This window comes from Fimbriimonas ginsengisoli Gsoil 348 (assembly GCF_000724625.1).
Taxonomy (GTDB): domain Bacteria; phylum Armatimonadota; class Fimbriimonadia; order Fimbriimonadales; family Fimbriimonadaceae; genus Fimbriimonas; species Fimbriimonas ginsengisoli.
This window is the reverse complement of sequence record NZ_CP007139.1, coordinates 3,184,026-3,203,798: the sequence shown is the minus strand read 5'-3', so window position 1 is coordinate 3,203,798 and position 19,773 is coordinate 3,184,026. Positions and strand designations below refer to the sequence as shown.

Sequence of the window (19,773 nt, the reverse complement as noted above, 5' to 3'; positions counted from 1 at the left end):
CCGCGATGCGCCATCTCTTCGTTCTCGCCATCGGGATCGGCCTGCTCCCGACCCCGGCATCCGCCCAGCAGGCTGCCGCCGCGGCTCCCTGGAAGCCCTCGAGCCTCTCCCCCGTCACCCTTGCCCGCCAAGCGGACGCCAGCATGGCTAGCATGAAGAATATCTTTGGGCAGATTAAGACGGCGATCATCTTTGACGGCAGCGGCACCAATCGCGGCTGGGTCAAAGTCAAGGATTCCAAGACCTTCAACATAAACTTCCCCGACGCCCACTACCCCCGCAACGGCGCCGACGTCCCTTTCTCCGGGGTTAACCTGGTCGCGAACGGAAAGACGCTCCAATACGCGGGCAGCGGCAAGGGCTCCAAACGGCTTCAAATGCCCCTTTCGGCATTTGCCTTTAACAAAGCGAAGAAAGTCGCCGATTGGGTCACCGGCTTCCCCCGTTACATCCTGGGTGGAATACGAGGCGAGGCCCCTCTCTCGTCGCTGGTCTCCCTCGCCCGCCGTCCGGGAAGCGGCTTCACCACGTCGGTGAGCGAGCGCACGGTGAAGTACGGCAAATACAACCTTAAGCAATATCAGCTCCTCATCCTGCGAACGCCCGCTCAGGCCAAGAAGATAGGCCCCGTACGCATCGAGTTGAACATCGACGGTGCGCGGAAGCTTCCGGTAAGCGCCCAGATCGGAGCGCAAGAAGCCGGACACAAGCCGCTGGCCATGGCCTGGATCCCTGTCTGGAGGCCAAAGATCTTCGAAGCCTCAGAATTCGTCGTTCCGAAGCTTCACAAATAGAATGCGGGTAGGTGGCGCACTTCGGAGCCGCTCCGTTCGTCAGGTTAAGTAGAGGAACTCCATGACAAAGATTAAGCCGCTTGCCCTTATGCTTGGCGCACTGCTCGCGACGAGCGCGCTTGCCCAGAGCCAATCCGGAGCCCCGGCCGACGTCCCCCGCGACCACTGGGCGTTTTCCGCCGTCGACAACCTTTTCAAAGTCGGAGTGCTGAAGGGCTATCCCGACGGCCTATTCCGCGGCAGCCGTCCGGCATCGCGCTTCGAAATGGCCGCCGCCCTCGGCGCCCTCTACGGCCAGCAGCAAGTCAAGCTAAGCGACCTGCAGGCCCAAGTCGACACCCTGAAGGCCAAACCCGCTCAGACCCCGGAAGTCACCAAAGCCGAAACGACCGAGTTTGCTAAACAAATCGAGACCCTCCGCCTCTCCGTCGCCGCAATGCGCAGCCAACGCGAAGATATCGATGGCCTGAACGTGACGTTCAAGAACCTATTCGACCAGCTCCACCGCCTTCGAAGCGACCTCAAGCAGATGCACGAGGACCTCGGCAAGGTCAAAGCCGGCAAGTAGACCGTCAAGCCTCATTTAGAATGCATCTTACGGCGAAGCCGTGTAGCCGCAGGTTGGCTCGTACCTGCGCAAAGCCTCCAAAAGGCCAAGCAAGTTCCTCAGGAACAGTAGACCGACACGCTCATTTCCCAGCATCCACCCTGGAAGGGTGCCAAAAATTAGCCCCCGGGTTTCCTACCCGGGGAATAGAGGCCTGTCCGAACCGACCCCGGAGCGGGTTGCAGAACCCTCAGTACGACTAGTCCCTGGCTCCCCGGAAGGTGTCGACCCACTCGTTGTCCCCCTTACCTTCCGAGAACAGCCAGGTCTTGTTGAACGCGATCTTCTCGTCGGCGGTGTGCCGCACCTTCTCCATGCCGGCGAGAAAGACCTTGTGCTTTCCGAATTTCTTGTTCACCGTGTCTACGGCGTGACTGAGCTTCGCCCGATCTTTCGTCGGCGTGAAAAGCGATGGTGTAAATTCCGCCTCGCTCCTGAGCTCGTAAAAAGTCACCGCGACGAGCCTCGGCATATCGAAGTCGTGATCGGCCCACAGTTCCGCCAGATGCTCGTTCATCGTCACCGTGTCCTGCGTCGCCGGCATCCGCACCTTCGCCTGCCAGCTTCGCCGATACCCCTTCACCGAAACCGCCATCGCCGTGGCCCAAAGGTCGGTCGCCCGCAACCGCGCGCTCGCCTTCTGCAGCAGGCGTAACAACACCTCGAACGCCCCTTTCTCATTTCGTAGGTTAGGCGGCAGCACGTGCGAGTGCCCCAACGTCTTGCGGTCGTGGACGTCGATCCCAAGGTCGAACCCCCGCAGCAGATACCACCAACGCTCCCCCACGATCGACCCGAACGCATGGTGCAAGTCCGGACGAGACGCCGCGCACATCTGTTCGGAAGAGAAGATCCCTGCCGCGTTCAACCGAGCCGCCATCCGCTTGTTAATCCCCGGAAAGTCGGTCAGCTTGAGCGGATGAAGGCAATGCGGCAGATCGTCCGCGCGAATGATCACCAGCCCGTCCGGCTTCTGTAGCTCGGTCCCCACTTTCGCCAAAAAAGCGTTCGGTGCGATCCCGACCGAGCAAGACATCTCGCTCCCCACTCCCGCCCGAATCGCGCGCTTCATTTCCCGCCCGATCTCCTCCGCGACCTTCGGCGTACGCTCCGTGCCCAACAGCCGAAACCGCATCTCGTCGATGCTGCACACGTCGTCTATCGGAAGTACCGACTCCGCCACGTCGATCACCCGCTTGTGATAAGCCAAATACACCTGAGGCCGCGCCTTCACGATCGCGATCTCCGGACATCGCTCCTTCGCCTCCCGGATCATCGTGCCCGTCTTGATTCCGAACGCCTTCGCCTGGTAGCTGGCGGCAATGACAAAACTGGTGTCGACGTCGACCGGTACCACCGCCACCGGGCGGCCGCGCAATTTGGGCTGCTCCTGTTGCTCGACCGAAGCAAAATATGAGTTCAAGTCGAGGAACAGAAACTGAAGCGGGCGCTCCTTTCGCTCTATGGGTAGAAGTCCGTCTACCATCTCCCATATCTTACAACAAATCCGGGGCGCGGTAATCTCCTGTCCGTGGGTCCACTAGTCGGCATCATCATGGGCAGTCAGAGCGATCTCGAGACGATGAGCCCCGCGGCCACCGCCTTGGAAGAATTCGGCGTCTCCTACGAAATGAGCGTCGTCTCGGCGCATCGAACTCCGGACGCCATGTTCGAATACGCGCGCTCCGCCCGTGACCGAGGCCTAAAGGTGATCATCGCCGGCGCCGGAGGCGCCGCTCACCTGCCCGGAATGGTAGCGTCCCTTACCACTCTGCCCGTCATCGGCGTCCCGGTACAAACCCGAGCCCTGTCCGGCGTAGATTCGCTCTACTCCATCCTACAAATGCCGGCCGGAATCCCCGTCGCCACCGTCGCGATCGGAAACGGCCGAAACGCCGGCCTCCTCGCCATCCGCATCCTCGGCGCCACCGACACCCGCCTCGCCGACGCCCTCACCGCCTTCGAAGCGCGACTCCGCGACCACGTGGCGGAAATGAACGTTGCCGTAAAAAAAGATTGGTCCCCCACATAACGTCGCACGGACTGATCTCCGGACCGGCCTCCCTACGCCGAAGCCGTGTAGCCGCAGGTTGGCTCGTACCTGCGCCCGGTGTACAAAGTACACCCGCCCTCACCGGCTACGACCGCCGAGACCTTTGATCGGAATAAACCGCCCCTCCTGAGTCCCAAATCGAGCCGGAAGATAGCTTCCGAACACGTAGTCGTGTTTCACCTGCGTCGCATGGCACGCGCTGCAGTAAGAGATCCCGGTCGTCGACCGGCTCTTCATGTCTCCCGACAGGGCCATGTATTGCCAATCCCCATTCGCCCGATCAAAGCCGTTCGGACGCTTGATCATCGCCGTCAACAGGACCGGCTTGGCCCCTTTTGGCAATTCCCGCTCACGCCACCTATCCTGCCCCTGCCGAACCTCGTACTTCTCCTTAACGATGATCGATCCGACCGGAAACGGACCATGCTTCGGGTCTGCTAACGCCGCCTTGCCGAGTTGGTTGACATACACCTTGAATACGTACTGGAAGTGCGGATTTGGGGATCGATCCCACGTCGCCGGACCAATGCAGCTCATGGCGATTGAAGGCGTCATATCCACCGGCCTCGGCGTGACGCACTGCCACGTCCGATAGGAGCCAATCTCCTGCCGAACGCCCTCCGAGTCTTTCGCCGCCGATTGTTGCCTCATCGGCGCCATTCCTGCCGCCAGCACCCCGCACCCCACCATCGCAAAGATCGCCCGCATATCAGTAGTAGACCGTCAAAGCCAATAAGATGATTTAATCTTACGACGAAGTCGAGCACCCCCAGGCTGGCTCGTAACTACTAACAGCCCCGAAAGGTCGACCAGACGGCTCAAGAAAACCCAAAGAACGAGTTCTCCGGAGCCCCCTCTCCCTCCTTCGGATGGTTCGTGCCGAACGAGGGAGAGGGGGTTGGGGGTGAGGGAGTCCGGAAAGTGATGCTTGATGCTTGATATTCGACGGTCTTGGCTCAACGGACCGCCGGTCTCATGGTCATTCACAAATTACGTTTACGTTTACGTTTACGTTTCCCTGCCAAATTTCACCCGTAGTCCGTGGCTTTAGCCGCGGTTCAAGGCTCCTCCGGCGATAAATCCCCGGACTACGGGTGAACCTGGATTGTCAATCTATTTTGTTGGTGACCATCAGACCGGGCTCGCCATGCCCATCGCCGCCAACCAGCTCACGATGGTGGATGAATTTGCTGTGCCACCAACGGACGTCCCAAGCCAGCCTCGAAGGCGCCATCTCAAAGCGAAGGGCACAGCGAAGCGGAGCCCTGGTAAGAGGCGACCAAACCTTCCGAGCCCTGAAAGCGGCGGCATCACATAAACCATCACCGTCCCTCCGTTACTTTCTGCAATTTGGCGGGTTCAAACGAAACGGACAGGAGGTGGACCATTGCCCCCGTGGCGATTTCAACCGCCAAGAGGCCATGGCGGTACGATTGCGTTGATGCCCGAACTCCTGCACACGGCCGTGTTTGGTCTCCCGCCCGCCAGAATCGGAAAGGTTCGCGAGGTCTACGACCTCGGCAATGAACTCCTGATCGTCGCCACCGACCGAATCTCCGCTTTCGACTGTGTCATGGCCAACGGGATTCCGGACAAGGGGCGCATCCTCAACCAAATGAGCGCCTTCTGGTTCGAGCAGTTCGGCGACGTCTGCCCCAACCACGTCATTTCCGTGAGCGAATCCGACATCCAGGCACGTTGTAAACAGCCCCAGCCCGAGCTCGCCGGACGGGCAACCATTGCTCGCAAGGCGGAGCCGTTGCCGATCGAGTGTGTCGCCCGCGGCTACATCACCGGATCGCTATTCAAGGAATACCGGGCGCAAGGCGGCAAAGTCCACGGCTTAGATCTCCCACCCGGCCTCGTCGATTCCGAGCGGCTCCCGGAGCCGATCTTCACCCCCGCGACCAAGGCCCAAGAAGGCCACGACGAAAACATCTCATTCGACAAAGCGGTCGATCTTGTCGGACGCGAAGCCGCCGAGTTCGTGCGCGAAAAGACGCTGGAGATTTACCAGCGCGCCTCCGACCATGCGCTCGCTCGTGGGATTATCCTCGCCGACACGAAATTCGAGTTTGGCCGTACCGCGAATGGAATCATTTGGATCGACGAAGCCCTCACCCCCGACTCGTCCCGTTTCTGGAATGCGGACGCATATCTCCCCGGCAAGTCCCAGGCCAGCTACGATAAGCAGTTCGTCCGCGACTACCTGGAGACCATCGACTGGGACAAGCGCCCCCCCGGCCCCACTCTCCCCCCCGAAATCGTAGACCGAACCCGGGCCAAGTACGTAGAGGCCTTCGAACGCCTCACCGGCCAGACCTTCGGCGCCCAATAATCCGTAGCATCGGCTCCCAGCCGATGAGCTCAAGTAATTTGGGCGGCTCAGCTCGTCAACCACTTCCACGATCTTTGCGCCCACTTCAACAAAGCGTTTTCGTACAAATGCCATTCATATATACAGTTGTGTACGAAAACGCGCCCCCTCGCTCCCGCTAACTGCTAACTGCCAACCCAGCGCATGTTCATCCTTTACAACTTCCTCCTAACCATCCTCGCCCCGATTTGGGTCCCATGGATGCTGCTCCGTGCCCGGCGGCGGAACGAAGGAGTGAATTGGAAGGAGCGCCAAGGTTCCTACACCATTCCCCCACGGGGTGACCGGCCGCGAATCTGGTTTCACGCCGTGTCGGTGGGCGAAGTCGTCGCCTCGATGCCGATCCTCACCGAGCTTCGACAGGCACTCCCGAACCACGAAATCGTGCTCAGCGTCACCACGAGCAGCGGCCACCAAACCGCGAGAGAGAAGGCCGCCGGACTCTTCGACTACCTGGTCTACTTCCCGATCGACGTCGCGCGCTTCCAGCTTGCCGCCATGCAGCGGGTACGCCCCGACGTCGTCGCAATCATGGAAACCGAGCTCTGGATGAACTTCCTTTGGGCGGCCAAAACATTCGACGCCCGAACGCTTTTAATCAACGGCCGAATCAGCGACAAAAACTTTCGCCGCTCGAAAAAACTCCCCTTCTACTACCGCGCCCTATTGCGCGACATGGATCGCTGCCTCATGCAAGCTGACGCCGACGCCGAGCGGATCCGCTTCCTGGGAGCGCGCGAAGTCGAGGTACTTGGTAACAGCAAATTCGATCAGGCCCTCGAAGGGCTCGATGCCGACCCAGCGATATGGCGGCGCGAGTTAGGAATCGATCCGGCAATCCCCGTGGTGGTGGTGGGATCGCTTCGGGCGGAAGAGTTCGATTTCGTCACCCAAGCCCTGCCGTCCGACGCCCAAATCGTTATCGCTCCCCGTCACGTGGAGAAGGGCGACGATCTCGAGAAGACCCTTGGAACCGGCGTTGCCCGGAGATCCCGAAACGAGAGGTTATCGCCCGCTAGAGTTCTCATTCTCGACACCTACGGCGAACTGGCCAAGATCTACTCGGTTGCCGATATCGTGGTGATCGGCGGCGGGTTCGCCGACCTGGGCGGGCAGAACATCATTCAACCGCTGGCCCACGGAAAACCGGTCATCCACGGCCCTCACATGCAGAACTTTCGGGACGTGGCGGCTCAAGCGCACGAAGGAGGCGCTACGATCATCGCCTCGACTCCCGAAGAGCTGCGTAACGCGATCCGCGACCTCCTCGCGGATCGTTCTCGACAAGACCAACTTGGAGTCGCCGCCCAGCAAATCGTTCGACGAAACGCCGGCGCCAGCCGCCGCTATGCGTCCGCGATCGCGGCCGAGGCAGCCCGAGCACCCAAGGTTAGCCGGCGCCGGGGCGAGACTGGATAAATGGCTCCCCGAAAGTCGTCACGCTCGGAGCCCGGCTGAAATCGTACCAGCGGACCCGTTTTCCGTTCACTCGGGCAACCGTTCGATTCAAGTCTTTGAGCATCGGACCGCTAAACCCTTTCCATATCTTGGCGACCTTTCCTTCCCGGTCGATCATTACCACTGCCGGCGCGTTCTGAATGCCGAAAGCCTGAATCGTACTGAGATGGTCGTCCATCAACACCTGATACGGCGGCTTGAACTCGACGACATAGGAGCGAGCGCGGTCGGCGGGGGCGTTAGAGATCGCGTACCACTTCGCCTTGCTTTTTCCGTAGCCCCGAACCATCCGATTAATTTCCGTCGAAGCTCGGCTGCTGAGGTTGTCACGGTCGTTGATGAAGTACAAGAAGAACGGCGCTCCCTGATTTCGCAGATCCCGGATAAAAATCTGCCTTCCATCGATCGTCATCGCGCTGAACCTGGCCGGACGGCTTCCTACGGTGACCCCTTGGGCCGTGGCCGTGCCCACCAGACAAAAGGCCAACAGCCCGGTCGATACGAAACTTAGACGGTGAGCTTTCATATCTCCAGGGACTTGCCTTATGGAGTCAATGTTCGATTTCTCGATCCCGCCGCGATCAGCTAGGATGACGTTATGGGACGCCAGTTGAACCGCCGAGCCGCCCTCGCCGCCGCTTTGGCCATTCTGGCCGCGGTCGTCCTTTTTGAGAGCCCGAAGGGCGCGAAGAGCACCTTTCCAGGACCGATCGCAAAAGCGGTGGTGAAGCTCGGTGGGCACAAGTATCCGGTTCAAGCCGGAATTCCTTGCACTTCTTGCCACGCGTCCCGACGTAAATGAACTCGGGGCCGTGCAAAGAAAGGTAGAAATACGTACACCCTTAGATAGTGGCGAAGCGAAACAATAACGAAGCGGTTCAGGAAAAGCTCAAACTCGTCCCCGCGCAGCCCGGCTGCTACATCTACAAGGACGAGCACGGCTCCGTGCTTTACGTCGGTAAGGCGATCTTGCTCCGCAACCGGGTTCGCAGTTATTTCCAATCCTCCGCCAAGCACGGACCGCGCATCGATCGGCTCGTTCGCAAGGTGTGCGACATCGAGTGGATCGTCGTCGACACCGAGATCGAAGCGCTGGTCCTCGAGTGCAACCTCATCAAGCAGCACCGCCCGCCCTTCAACGTGCGGATGCGGGACGACAAGTCGTACCCCTACATCACGGTCACCGACGAGAAGTTTCCCCGTGTCATGTTCACCCGGCGGGTGCGAAAAGACAAAGCCAAATACTTCGGCCCCTACCCTTCTGCCTACGCGGTACGGGACACGCTACAGCTTCTTCACAAGACGTTCCCCCTCATCCCTTGCGGCAAAAGTTGGACCGGAGAGCCGGTTCAGCGCCCCTGCCTCTACTACCACCTTGGCCGCTGCCTGGGCCCCTGCGCCGGGCTGAGCGATCGGGCTGAATACGGCAAGATCCTCGACAAAGTCGAGCGGTTCCTTGGCGGAAAAGAGGAGATGATGGTCGAGGACCTCAAGAAGGAGATGGAAGCCGCGGCCGAGGAGCTCGACTTTGAGAAAGCGGCCAAGATTCGCGACCAGCTCAATGCCATCCAAACCGTCCTCTCGCGCCAAAAGGTCTTGAACAACGACCAAATCGATCAGGATGTTATCGCAGTAGTGAAGGACGACCGCGGCGCCGCGATCCAGATGCTCTACATCCGAGGCGGCAAGCTAATTGGGCAGCGACAGTTCGTTCTAGACGGCGCGAGCGAAGCTCAGCCATCCGAGGCGGTCGGCGAGTTCGTGAAACAGTACTACGCCGACTCTCCCGACGTGCCGCGCGAGATCCTGCTGCCGATGGAAATCGAGGAGCGCGGAATCGTCCAAACCTGGCTCCGCCAGCGGAAAGGAAGCGCGGTCACGGTAGAAGTGCCCCAGACGGGCGAAAAGGCAAGATTGGTGGACATGGCCGCCGCCAATGCCGAGCAAGCGCTGGCTCAGTTCGCCCAAGAGCTCGAACAGAAAGAGGTCTGGGCAGAGGAAGCGATGGGGCAATTACAGGATTCGCTCGGCCTCGATATGCCGCCCATCCGAATCGAAGGGTACGACATCTCAAATATTCAAGGCACCGCGCCGGTCGGCTCGATGGTCGTTACGGAGAACGGAGAAGCCGCCAAAGACGAATACCGCCGATTCAAGATCCGCTATCACCCGGAGAGCCCGAACGACTTTGCGATGATGCACGAGGTGCTCACCCGTCGCCTGAAGGCGTACGTGGACGGGGACGAGAAATTCCAGAAGCTGCCCGATCTAATCATGGTCGACGGTGGAAAGGGGCAGCTCGCGGCCGCCCTGAAGGCGCGGGACGACCTAGGTTTGACGGTTCCGATGGTAGGGCTTGCCAAACGCCACGAGCTGATCTACGTCCCGGTCGAGCCCGCCGGCGAATTGCTCTCCGATATCCGGGAGATGGAGGCGGCGCTCGCCGCTCCTCCCCCTGCCGATACTCCCTATTCTTACGACCGCCCGGCGCCGAAGACCTACGGTTTCCGGGAGGTCGAGCTACCGCTTACGTCTCCGGGGCTCATGCTTTTGAGAAAGCTGCGCGATGAAGCCCACCGCTTCGCCCTCACCTATCACCGCAAGCTGAGAGACAAGAAGTTCGGCGGATCTTCTCTCGACGAGATCCCCGGCGTCGGCCCCCGGCGAAAGCGGCTCCTACTCCGCACCTTCGGTTCGGTAGAAGGGATCCGCCGCGCCACCGCCGACGAGCTGGCGGCAGTGCCAACGATGACGAAAGCGTTGGCAGTCAAGGTGAAGGATTTTCTAGCGGAGCTCTAGCGCCTTACGCGTCTAGCTCACAGCCGCATTCAAGCTGAATCGTCACCGGCCCCTCGAGTCTCCGGGCTCCGTCCTTGCGAATGTGATAGACGACGTGAGTCTCCGGGTTGACCACCACGACATCCTTCACGCCTTGCGACAGATAAAACGGCGGGCCCACATCGAGGTCCTTTTTCTCCGTCCCCGGCGACAGCACCTCGACCACCGCCTCGGGAATAACCGTCAACGCCTGCCTTGTGAGTTCGGGCTTTTCGCAGAAAACCATCAAGTCCGGCCTCTTTACCGACCCGTCCTTGAACTGGACGTAGGCGTCACTCAAGGCGAAGAAGTAATTTTGCTCGCAGTCAGAACGCGGCCTGACGCTACGATGGATGTCACCGACCGTTCCCTGATGGATCGGTCCTGGGAAAAACTCCCACGTCGGATTTCCTTGAACGATCTCCAATTTCACGCCGAATTGATCGGCCAACATGAGGCGCTCTAAAAGTTCCACCGGATTCGCCGCGCCCATCATGCCCTTAATTCTACGCCTTCACCCTTTGACTTCCCGTCCGGCGTACTGCCGCCCGGATCATCGGCGAGGGCGCCGACGCTACGATCGCCTTCCGCCTTCCGCCTTCCGCCTTCTGCCCTCCGCCCTCCGCCCTCCGCCCTCCGCCCTTGAAAGGGGTACCCTCTTATCCGCCCCATGTCACGGATTCTTACCGAGTTGCCCGTCGGCGAACGCGTCGGCATCGCCTTTTCTGGGGGGCTCGATACCTCCGTTGCCGTTGCCTGGATGCGAGAGAAGGGCGCCATTCCCTACTGCTACACGGGCCTACTTGGCCAGTACGACGAGACCGACGTCGACGGCGTACCGGGCCGCGCTAAGGAATACGGGGCCAAGGAGGCCCGCTTGGTCGATTGCCGAGCGGAAATGGTGCGCGAGGGGCTGATTGCCCTCCAGTGCGGCGCCTTCCACATCACCAGCGCGGGCAAAACCTATTTCAACACCACCCCGATCGGACGCGCCGTCACCGGCACGATGCTCGTGCGCGCCATGGCTGAGGACGGAGTCAACATCTGGGGCGACGGAAGCACTTACAAGGGAAACGACATCGAGCGTTTCTACCGCTACGGACTCCTGGCGAATCCGGATCTCAAAATCTACAAACCGTGGCTCGACCGTGCCTTCGTCACCGAGCTTGGCGGACGCAAGGAGATGAGCGAGTGGCTACAAGCCCGAAAGCTCCCGTACCGAGCCAGCACTGAGAAGGCTTACTCCACCGACGCCAACATCTGGGGCGCGACTCACGAGGCTAAGGATCTGGAGCTCCTTTCGAAAGGAATGCGGATCGTGGAGCCGATCATGTGCGCCAAGTTCTGGGATTCCTCGGTTGAGATCAAGGCCGAAGAGGTCCGGATCGGCTTCCAAAATGGATGGCCGGTCACGATTAACGGACAGGCTTTCGACGACCAGGTCGCCCTCGTCATGAAGGCGAACGAGATCGGCGGCCGGCACGGCCTCGGTTGCAGCGACCAGATCGAGAACCGGATCATCGAAGCGAAGAGCCGCGGAATCTACGAGGCGCCCGGAATGGCGCTCCTCTTCGCCGCCTACGAGCGGCTGCTGAACGCGATCCACAACGAAGGCACAATCGAAAACTACCGGGCGAACGGCCGACGTCTCGGGCGGCTGCTGTACGAGGGACGCTGGTTCGACCCCCAGGCGCTCATGCTTCGCGAGTCGATCCAAAACTGGGTCGGACGCCTCGTAACTGGAGAAGTCACTCTGGAGCTCCGTCGTGGGGACGATTACTCCATCCTCGACACGACCGGCCCCGGTCTTGCCTACCACCCGGAGAAGCTGAGCATGGAGAGCGGAGAGTCGGAATTTGGCCCTGAGGACCGCATTGGTCAACTTTCGATGCGCAACCTGGACATCCAAGACACCCGCGCCAAACTCCTCGACTACGCCACCCAGCACGCCTTGGGCCCGGGCGGCATCCCTTCGCTCGGCATGGGCGAGGAGTAGGGCTGGGCTTCTTCAGGCGTGAAGCGCGAAGGAAAGGGTAAAGCACAAAAACTAGCTCACGCCTCACGCCTCACGCCTCACGCCTCACGCCTCACGCCTCACGCCTCACGCCTCACAAACATTTCTATATTTCTAGAACTGTATGCTATGATGCTCTCGTGGACCACAACGATGAAGGGGCCATGTTCAAGGCGCTCGGGGATCCGACGCGGCTCCGCATCTTCAATTTCCTTCGCAACTGCTGCTGCCCCGTGGCCGTTGGCGAGGAAGGCGAGGTGCGGCCGGTCGAGGGACCCACGGTGGGCGAGGTTTGCTGCTCGGTAACGGGATCGGAAAAGATCACCTCTACCGTCAGCTTTCACCTCAAAGAGCTCCGCAACGCGGGGCTCATCACCATGGAGCGCCGGGGCAAGAATATGGTGTGCGGCATCGACCGCGAAGTCTTGGCCAGGCTCGCGGATTACTTCACCGACGATAGCGGCGGCTGCCGCTAATGGAAATCACCCAAAAGGAACTTAGAAAAATGGCTACCAACGACTTGACAACCCGCGAGGATGTGCAAGACCTCGTGCGGCAACGATACGGAGAGGCCGCCCTGCGCGTCCTCAGCGGCAACGCGGCCACGTGCTGCGGTTCGGCCCCTGCCGAGACTTGCTGCGGATCGACTACCGACAAGGGCTCCTGCTGCAGCGATAGCGACACGATTTCCGGCAATCTATATTCGGACACGGAAGCGTCCGAAATCCCCGAAGCGGCCCTCCTCGCTTCGCTGGGTTGCGGCAACCCGACTGCGCTCGCGCAGCTAAAGGAAGGTGAGACCGTTCTCGACCTCGGGAGCGGAGGCGGCATCGATGTCCTCCTTTCCGCCCGACGCGTGGGTCCCACCGGGTTTGTGTACGGGCTCGACATGACGGACGAAATGCTCGCCCTTGCCGAGCGGAACCGCGCCGAAGCCGGTGCGGAAAATGTCCGCTTCCTCAAGGGGCATATCGAAGAGATCCCGCTCCCCGACGACTCGGTCGACGTGATCGTCTCGAACTGCGTCATCAATCTCTCGGCAAACAAAGATCAGGTGATTCGCGAAGCGTTCCGGGTTCTACGGCCCGGCGGCCGCTTCGCCGTCTCCGACGTGGTCGTCGACGGGCACATTCCCGATGCCGTGCGGCGGGACATGGAGGCTTACGTGGGATGCGTTGCCGGCGCGCTCGAGAAAGAGGAATACCTCGATAAGCTCGCCGCCGCCGGATTCGTCGACCGCGGGATCGAACCTACCCGCCGCTATCGCTTCTCCGACCTCGAGGTCTCAGCGATTGCCGCCTCGGCAATCGAAGAACTCACGCCGGAAGAACGCGAAGCCCTTGATGGCCGAATCATGGGCGCCTTTATCCGGGCGACCAAGCCCTGACTTCATGGCGGCACCGAGTAACGTCCCTATCTCCCTCACCAACCTTGAACAGGTTGGTGAGGGAGATATGCAAAGCGCCGGTAACGCAGCCTTAACACTACGTTGCTAGGAATGTCGAAACGTTCTGCTACACTCGTCGCATGACCCTTGTGGAAGATGCGTCGGCCCAGCGTGCCCGCATGTTCAAGGCGCTCGGCGACAAGACGCGCGTGCAGATCCTCGACTTCCTCAGACAACGGTGCGGCGCCGTTGCCGTTGGTGAGGAAGGGGATGTGCACCCGGTCCAAGGCCCCTCGTTCGGCGAAGTCTGCTGCCATATCACAGGGAAGGAAAAGGTCAACTCGACCATTTCGTTTCACCTTAACGAGCTAAAGGACGCGGGGCTCATCACCGTTGAGAAGCGAGGCAAATTCATGGTCTGCGACGTTAACCGGGCCGCCGTAGCCAAGCTGGCTGCCTACCTTGGCGAACCGGCATCGTGCGATTGCGAGGCCGGCTGCTGATGAAAACGCGACTGGCCATCTTTTCCGACATCCACGCCAATCTCCCCGCCACGCAGGCGGTGCGAGCCCACATCGAGTCCGCGGGCTACGACGCCGTTTATTGCCTCGGCGACCTCGGCGGGTACGCGAGCCAGCCGAACGAAGTTCAGGACGAAGTAATGGCGATGGGATGCCCCACCATCCTGGGCAATTACGACGAGGGGGTCGGCTTTGAAAAAGAGAATTGCGGCTGCCACTACGTGAAGCCGTTCGACATCGAAATGTCGAACGTTTCATTCCTGTGGACGAGAGAGCACACCGCCCCCGAACGAAAGGCTTGGCTCAGAGAACTGCCCCGTGAGATCCGGCTCGTGGTGAACGGACTTCGCGTTCTCCTTTGCCACGGCTCGCCGCGAGAGACCACGGAATATCTCTTCGAGAACCGCTCCGACGGGTACCTGCGCCAATTCACGTCCGGCGGCAAGGCCGACGCGCAAGCGGACGTTATCGTCTTTGGGCACACCCATGTCCCGTTCCATCGGGAGGTAGACGGGGTGCACTTCATCAACACCGGCAGCGTGGGGAGGCCGAAGGACGGAGACGCGCGCGCGGGCTACTGCGCCCTTACGCTGGACGCAGAGTCGGTAACGAGCGAACAGATACGCGTAGATTACGACGTCGAACTCGCGTGCTCGAGGCTCGTGGAAGCCGGTCTTCCCGAGTACTTCGCCGAATACCTTCGAACGGGCGGGCAGGTGGCGTCGAAGTGATGTGGCGCCGATATGTCGCGGAGGGGCTGGGCACATTCGCCATCGTCTTCTTCGGGTGCGGCGCGATCGCTTCGCTCGCCGGCCAGCCCGCCGCCCACCTGATGGTTAACGCGGTCTTCGGCCTCGTGGTCGCCGCATCGATCTACGCGTTGGGACACATCTCCGCCGCCCACTTCAACCCGGCCGTCACGGTGGCGTTCGCGGTCGCCAAGCGGTTCCCCTGGCGGTACGTTCCCACCTATGTCGCCTCTCAGCTCGCGGGCGCCCTCGCCGCAAGCGGGCTCCACGCGGTTCTCTTTGGCGGCTTGGCAAAAGCAGTGGGGTTCGGCGCGACCCAGCCGACGGTGGACCTGGCCCGGTGCCTCGGCATTGAGGCGACGCTTACGTTCTTTCTGATGTTGGTGATCATCTCCGTGGCCACCGATCGGCGCGCCAACGGAGCGGTTCCTGGACTCGCCATTGGGATGGCGGTAGCCCTGTGCGGCCTTTTCGGCGGCCCGCTGACCGGCTGCTCGATGAACCCCGCCCGATCTCTCGCTCCCGCTCTCTTCGCCGGAGGTCCCGCCCTCGCCGCCTACTGGCCCTACCTTGTGGGTCCCGTAATAGGCGCCTGCCTCGCCGCTCTCGTCTACGAGGCGATCAGAGGCGGCGACGAACACGGCCAAGGCGCGCCTAACGACCTCGAACTCGCCCTAGAGAAGGTAAGGCAAGAAGGCATTCATTAACGCTATCGACACAGAAATGAAGCGCCCTTGAGTCGGAGAAGATCGCCGGGCCCAAAGCGGCGACCGAAAGTATCCAACCCGTTTCCCGGACCCCTTTCGTGGCATGACATTCGCCCGCCCGCTAAGCCTCACGATTGAAGGACTCCAGGCGCAGATCCTAAACCAGCGCTGAAGGCGCATTGTCTCAAAGCGAAGCGTAACCCTGGTACCGAGCCGACCAAACCTCAGCGCCCTGAAAGCGGCGACATCAGCCTAGCAATGTCAGAAGCCGCCGGAGCGCGGACGTCCCGTCCGCTTCCCGGACCCCGGGCGTCTCGCCCGAATCAGCGCTGAAAGCGCGAAGCGCTGGTCGAGAGAACCCCGACCACGAATAGCCTTGAAATGGCGGTCTAATCCTTCAAGGTCCCGTTCGCTAAGAGGAGGTGAGTTGGAGGGATGGAAACCTAAACACCCGCGTCTGGATTAGCCCGACCAAAGGTCGGACCCTGCCCGACGGCGCGTCGGGAGGGATCGGACTGGAACGGCTAACCGCCAACCGCTAGCCCCCTCAGGTAGGTTCAACCTATGGCGAACAAAGTTGCCCTCGTTACCGGGGCCGCGCGGGGGATCGGGCGGGGGTGCGCGCTTGCGCTTGCAAACGAGGGCTATGACCTGGCCTTAGGATTCCGGGACCGGACGAAAGACGATGGGCTAATCGCCGAGATAGAAGCTCTGGGTCGCCGGGCGATGCCGCTCCAGATGGACGTGCTGCACAAGAGCCAAATCGATGCCGCCGTCGCCGAAGCTCTCGACGGGTTCGGGCAGATCGACGTCCTGATCAACAATGCCGGCGGAGGCCGGATCGCCGCCGCGCTCGACGTGACGGAAGAAATGTTCGACTGGATCTGCGATGCCAACCTGAAGGGCACGTTCTTCACGTCCCAAGCGGTCGGGCGAGCGATGCTGGCCCAGGGTGGCGGCTCGATCGTCAATATCGGGAGCCAAGCCGGAGCGGTGGCGCTGCCTACGGAGAGCGTCTACTGCGCCGCGAAAGCGGCGGTCGCCCATCTCACCAAGTGCCTGGCCGTCGAGTGGGCTCCGCACATTCGGGTGAATTGCGTCGCCCCGACCTTCATTCGCACCCCCGGCACCCGGCCCGCCCTTGCCGATGCGGATTTTGAGCGGCACGTGCTCGACATGATCCCGATGGGACGAATCGGCGAAGTGGAAGACGTCACCGGAGCGGTGACGTTCCTATGTTCTCCCGCGGCCCGCCTTATTACCGGGGCAACCCTCCTCGTGGACGGCGGCTGGACCTTACGCTAGGCCCAGTCCTTGACTTCGAATCGGTGGCTTCCCGACGGGAGCTCAACTTGGACTTCGCCGTTTGCGACGTTCGTCAACGCGCTTCCCTCGGGCAGGATTACCCGCTCCGGGTCGCCGCACGGTACATAGGCTGTCGCGGTACAGTTCGCCGGAACCAGAACCTCCCAGATCCAGGAGCCATCCTCGATCTTCCAAGCGCTTTCGATAAGGCCGTGAGTCGAAGCTAGCGCACCCTTTGCCTGAGTAAGCCCTCCGCCCGGACGCGGTCGAAGGACGATGTGCTCGTAACCGGGACGCGCCTCGTCGACGTCGATTCCCGCAACCACGGCATATAGCCATGCTCCGATCGCGCCATAGGCGTAGTGGTTGAACGAGTTCATCCCAACGTCTTGGAACCCCTTGTCATGGGTCCAGCCGTCCCATCGCTCCCATATCGTAGTAGCTCCCTGAGTTACCGAGTAAAGCCACGATGGCCAGCTCTCTTGCAGAAGCAGCTTGTACGCCACATCCAAACGCCCATTGTCGCTGAGCACCCGCGAAATATACGGCGTGCCGACGAAGCCAGTGGAGAGGTGCCAACCACTCCGCCCCACATCGTCGACGAGCGCCTGAAGCGCGGTTGGGCGCAGCTCCATCGGAAGTAGATCGAAGTGGAGCGCCAGCACGTAGGCGGTTTGGGTGTTCGCAACGATGTACCCCTCCGGCGACACAAACCGGCGGAGAAATGCTTCCCTCGCGCGGTTTGCCAGATCGTCATAACGGGCGACATCGTCTCCATGCCCGAGCACGCCGGCGATCTTCGCCATCAGGCGAGACGAATAGACGAGGAATGCGGTGCCGATCAGGTCGTTCGGCGTCTCCGCTTTCGTGGAGAGCCAGTCACCGAATCCATGGAAACCCTTCTTGTCGGGATGGCTGCGAATCAGATCGTGGCTGTCCTTCTCCAGGAAGTCTACGTACTCTTTCATGGAGTCGTAGTGCTCCGCGAGTAGAGCCTTATCGCCGTAACATAGATAGATCGTCCAGGGACAGATCATCACCGCGTCGGCCCACGCTGGCCCGCCATCGGCGCCGACCGCATTGGTGTTCGGGGCGGTGGGCGGGATTTCGCCTATTTCCGATTGAGAATCCTTCAGGTCGTTCTGCCATTTCGTGAAGAACCCGGCCACGTCGCGGTTGAAGGCGGCGGTCCGGACAAAAACCTGGGCATCTCCCGTCCAACCAAGTCGCTCGTCCCGTTGCGGGCAGTCGGTGGGAATGTCGACGAAGTTCCCTCGCTGTCCCCAGTCGATATTTCGCTGGAGCTGGTTTACCAACTCGTCCGAGCACACGAAATCGCCGGTTTTCGGCGTATCGGAATGCATGACGATGCCCGTAATCGCGTCACGCCCTGGCTTCTCCACGTCGCCGCCGAGCTCCACATAACGAAACCCGTGGAATGTGAAGCGCGACTCCCAGACCTCGCCCTCCGGGTCCCCTTTCAATGTGTAGTTGTCGGTTTGCTTGGCAGATCGAAGGTTGTCGGTGTATAGATGCCCCTTCTCGTCCAAGATCTCGCCGAACCGGAGCCGAACCGTCTTCCCCGCCTCTCCCTTTACGCGAAGGCGCACGCGGCCAACCATGTTTTGGCCGAGGTCGAACAGGAAATCGGGCCTTGGCCATTTCGCCATCTCCTTCGGCTCGTCGACCGGCTCCAACTCTTGCGTAGATTTGACGGTCGGCCCCACCATGCCGACGAGATTCGCTTGGAGGTCGACCTCCTCGACGGCGCGCCATCCGTCGTCGTGGTACTCCGGGCGATCCCACCCCCCCAATTCTCGGCGGGCGTCGTAGCTCTCGCCCATGAGCATGTCGCTCTCCAAGATCGGCCCGAAGCTGGCGCGCCAGGAGGCGTCGGTTCCGAAAACCTCTTCCGATCCATCCTCATAACGCACAAGGAGCTGTGCGCGGAGCTTCGGCCGATCCCCATAAAGCTGCCGGCCCCGCCACTCCACGTGTCCGCAGTACCAACCGTCGCCGAGGATTGCGCCGAGCGCGTTCGCTCCCGTCTGCACGAGCCCGGTGACGTCGTACACCTGATACTGGACCCGCTTGTTGTAGTCGGTCCAACCTGGCGCGAAGTAGTCGTCTCCCACTCGCTCGCCGTTGATTCGGAATTCGTACAGCCCTAGCGCGGTGGCCACCAAGCGGGCCTCTTTCACCGGCTTCTCGAGCTGAATCTCGGTCCGTAGGAACGGCGCCGGTCCGGTCGTCCTCGGTCCGCCCATCGGCAGGTCCTGGATCCACCTGGAACTCCACTCCTCGGGCGGCAGCCCGGTCTCCCAAAACGATGGCTCGCTCCAACCCGACGCCTCACCCGCCTCATCCCACACCTGAACCCGCCACCAAATCCGCGACAGCGATCCGACCGATGCTCCTTCATAAGGAATATGGATGGACGTGGACGATTCCACCTTCCCGCTATCCCAGAGGTCCGCCGCACCGGGCGATGTTCCGGCTTGGATCTGATATGCCGTCTGCCGAGCACCATTCCGGTCCGATTGAAGCTGCCAAAAGAGGCGGGGAATGGCAATGTCGAGGCCGAGAGGGTTCTCTCGGTATTCAGTTCGAAGGCGGACAGGAGTCATGAGGTTTGTCTAGCGTGGCACGGGCGGCCTGTCCAATGCCAACCCTCTCCGCTAGAGGCTAAGTTGCCCGTCAAAGCTTTTGTCAGCGAGCCCGCGAGCGTAGCATCTACGCGGTGCCGATGTTCAGCCCGACGGTTGGAAGACTAGGGGCAACGGCGCCCATGGGCCGCTTCTTCCGGAGTGGGAACTCCTGAAACAGCGGTCATGGTTCGCGCCAGTTCTGCAGGTCGATAGAAAACCTTGCGGCATGGACCCGTGAAAAGTGTTTCGTGTTGGCGTTCACCAAGGCGAGCTTTCGCGTAATAGCGGTGGCCGCGATGAAGGTATCCGGCACGCCGATCGCCTTCCCAGCAATGG

The 19,773-nt window shown here is 61.1% G+C and carries 18 protein-coding genes and 1 pseudogene; 14 read left to right on the top strand and 5 right to left on the bottom strand.

Going from position 1 to position 19,773, the window contains the following annotated elements; all coding sequences use genetic code 11:
- Positions 1 to 5: 5 nt before the first annotated feature.
- The gene (locus tag OP10G_RS14455) at positions 6 to 794 is read left to right on the top strand and encodes a hypothetical protein (protein ID WP_144241169.1); all 789 of its coding nucleotides are present in this window, start codon (positions 6 to 8) and stop codon (positions 792 to 794) included.
- Between the two features lie 61 nt (positions 795 to 855).
- The gene (locus tag OP10G_RS14450; RefSeq protein WP_025229725.1) at positions 856 to 1,362 is read left to right on the top strand and encodes an S-layer homology domain-containing protein; all 507 of its coding nucleotides are present in this window, start codon (positions 856 to 858) and stop codon (positions 1,360 to 1,362) included.
- Positions 1,363 to 1,600: 238 nt separating this feature from the next.
- Here OP10G_RS14450 and OP10G_RS14445 read toward each other — a convergent pair whose 3' ends face one another.
- Positions 1,601 to 2,887 carry a Y-family DNA polymerase gene (locus OP10G_RS14445; RefSeq protein WP_025229726.1) on the bottom strand — a complete coding sequence of 429 codons (1,287 nt, stop codon included), beginning with the start codon at positions 2,885 to 2,887 and terminating at the stop codon, positions 1,601 to 1,603.
- Positions 2,888 to 2,956: 69 nt separating this feature from the next.
- Between OP10G_RS14445 and purE the strand changes: the two genes are divergently transcribed.
- Positions 2,957 to 3,433, top strand: coding sequence for a 5-(carboxyamino)imidazole ribonucleotide mutase (gene purE, locus OP10G_RS14440; RefSeq protein WP_038473160.1), 477 nt, complete (start codon positions 2,957 to 2,959; stop codon positions 3,431 to 3,433).
- A gap of 99 nt (positions 3,434 to 3,532) precedes the next feature.
- Here purE and OP10G_RS14435 read toward each other — a convergent pair whose 3' ends face one another.
- The gene (locus OP10G_RS14435; RefSeq protein ID WP_025229728.1) at positions 3,533 to 4,162 is read right to left on the bottom strand and encodes a cytochrome P460 family protein; all 630 of its coding nucleotides are present in this window, start codon (positions 4,160 to 4,162) and stop codon (positions 3,533 to 3,535) included.
- 733 nt (positions 4,163 to 4,895) lie between these two features.
- Here OP10G_RS14435 and OP10G_RS14430 point away from each other — a divergent pair.
- Complete coding sequence (locus OP10G_RS14430) at positions 4,896 to 5,792, top strand: phosphoribosylaminoimidazolesuccinocarboxamide synthase (RefSeq protein WP_025229729.1); 897 nt, start codon at positions 4,896 to 4,898, stop codon at positions 5,790 to 5,792.
- A 183-nt stretch (positions 5,793 to 5,975) separates the two neighbouring features.
- On the top strand, positions 5,976 to 7,250 hold the full coding sequence (locus OP10G_RS14425) for a 3-deoxy-D-manno-octulosonic acid transferase (protein WP_025229730.1): 1,275 nt from the start codon (positions 5,976 to 5,978) through the stop codon (positions 7,248 to 7,250).
- Here the strand turns inward: OP10G_RS14425 and OP10G_RS14420 are convergent.
- A complete protein-coding gene (locus OP10G_RS14420) occupies positions 7,222 to 7,761 on the bottom strand; it encodes a peroxiredoxin family protein (RefSeq protein WP_227624934.1) in 540 nt (179 codons plus the stop codon). The genes OP10G_RS14425 and OP10G_RS14420 overlap by 29 nt on opposite strands.
- Positions 7,762 to 7,887: 126 nt before the next feature.
- Here OP10G_RS14420 and OP10G_RS14415 point away from each other — a divergent pair, with 126 nt between their 5' ends.
- On the top strand, positions 7,888 to 8,091 hold the full coding sequence (locus OP10G_RS14415; protein WP_025229732.1) for a hypothetical protein: 204 nt from the start codon (positions 7,888 to 7,890) through the stop codon (positions 8,089 to 8,091).
- 47 nt (positions 8,092 to 8,138) lie between these two features.
- Positions 8,139 to 10,088, top strand: a complete 1,950-nt coding sequence (gene uvrC / locus OP10G_RS14410; protein ID WP_025229733.1) for an excinuclease ABC subunit UvrC — start codon at positions 8,139 to 8,141, stop codon at positions 10,086 to 10,088.
- A gap of 4 nt (positions 10,089 to 10,092) precedes the next feature.
- On the opposite strand, the gene OP10G_RS14405 is transcribed toward uvrC, so the two are convergent.
- A complete protein-coding gene (locus OP10G_RS14405; RefSeq protein WP_227624932.1) occupies positions 10,093 to 10,602 on the bottom strand; it encodes a Uma2 family endonuclease in 510 nt (169 codons plus the stop codon).
- Positions 10,603 to 10,776: 174 nt separating this feature from the next.
- Between OP10G_RS14405 and argG the strand changes: the two are divergent.
- The 7 genes and pseudogenes from argG to OP10G_RS14370 form a co-directional block, all read left to right on the top strand.
- Positions 10,777 to 12,096 (top strand): annotated as a pseudogene (gene argG, locus OP10G_RS14400) (argininosuccinate synthase); the annotation flags it as partial.
- A 164-nt stretch (positions 12,097 to 12,260) separates the two neighbouring features.
- On the top strand, positions 12,261 to 12,596 hold the full coding sequence (locus OP10G_RS14395; RefSeq protein ID WP_227624930.1) for an ArsR/SmtB family transcription factor: 336 nt from the start codon (positions 12,261 to 12,263) through the stop codon (positions 12,594 to 12,596).
- A gap of 29 nt (positions 12,597 to 12,625) precedes the next feature.
- Entirely contained in the window at positions 12,626 to 13,507 is an 882-nt protein-coding gene (locus OP10G_RS14390; RefSeq protein WP_038475358.1) for an arsenite methyltransferase, read from the top strand.
- Positions 13,508 to 13,647: 140 nt separating this feature from the next.
- Entirely contained in the window at positions 13,648 to 14,010 is a 363-nt protein-coding gene (locus OP10G_RS14385; protein WP_025229737.1) for an ArsR/SmtB family transcription factor, read from the top strand.
- Entirely contained in the window at positions 14,010 to 14,759 is a 750-nt protein-coding gene (locus OP10G_RS14380; RefSeq protein ID WP_025229738.1) for a metallophosphoesterase family protein, read from the top strand. The genes OP10G_RS14385 and OP10G_RS14380 overlap by 1 nt, the downstream gene beginning before the upstream one ends.
- Positions 14,759 to 15,484 (top strand): MIP/aquaporin family protein, encoded by a 726-nt coding sequence (locus OP10G_RS14375; protein WP_038473157.1) that lies wholly within the window; start codon positions 14,759 to 14,761, stop codon positions 15,482 to 15,484. The genes OP10G_RS14380 and OP10G_RS14375 overlap by 1 nt, the downstream gene beginning before the upstream one ends.
- 564 nt (positions 15,485 to 16,048) lie before the next feature.
- Positions 16,049 to 16,789, top strand: a complete 741-nt coding sequence (locus OP10G_RS14370) for an SDR family NAD(P)-dependent oxidoreductase (RefSeq protein ID WP_025229740.1) — start codon at positions 16,049 to 16,051, stop codon at positions 16,787 to 16,789.
- Here OP10G_RS14370 and OP10G_RS14365 read toward each other — a convergent pair.
- Positions 16,786 to 19,416: an alpha-L-rhamnosidase gene (locus OP10G_RS14365; RefSeq protein WP_025229741.1), complete on the bottom strand. Its 2,631-nt coding sequence runs from the start codon at positions 19,414 to 19,416 to the stop codon at positions 16,786 to 16,788. The genes OP10G_RS14370 and OP10G_RS14365 overlap by 4 nt on opposite strands.
- Positions 19,417 to 19,773: the final 357 nt, after the last annotated feature.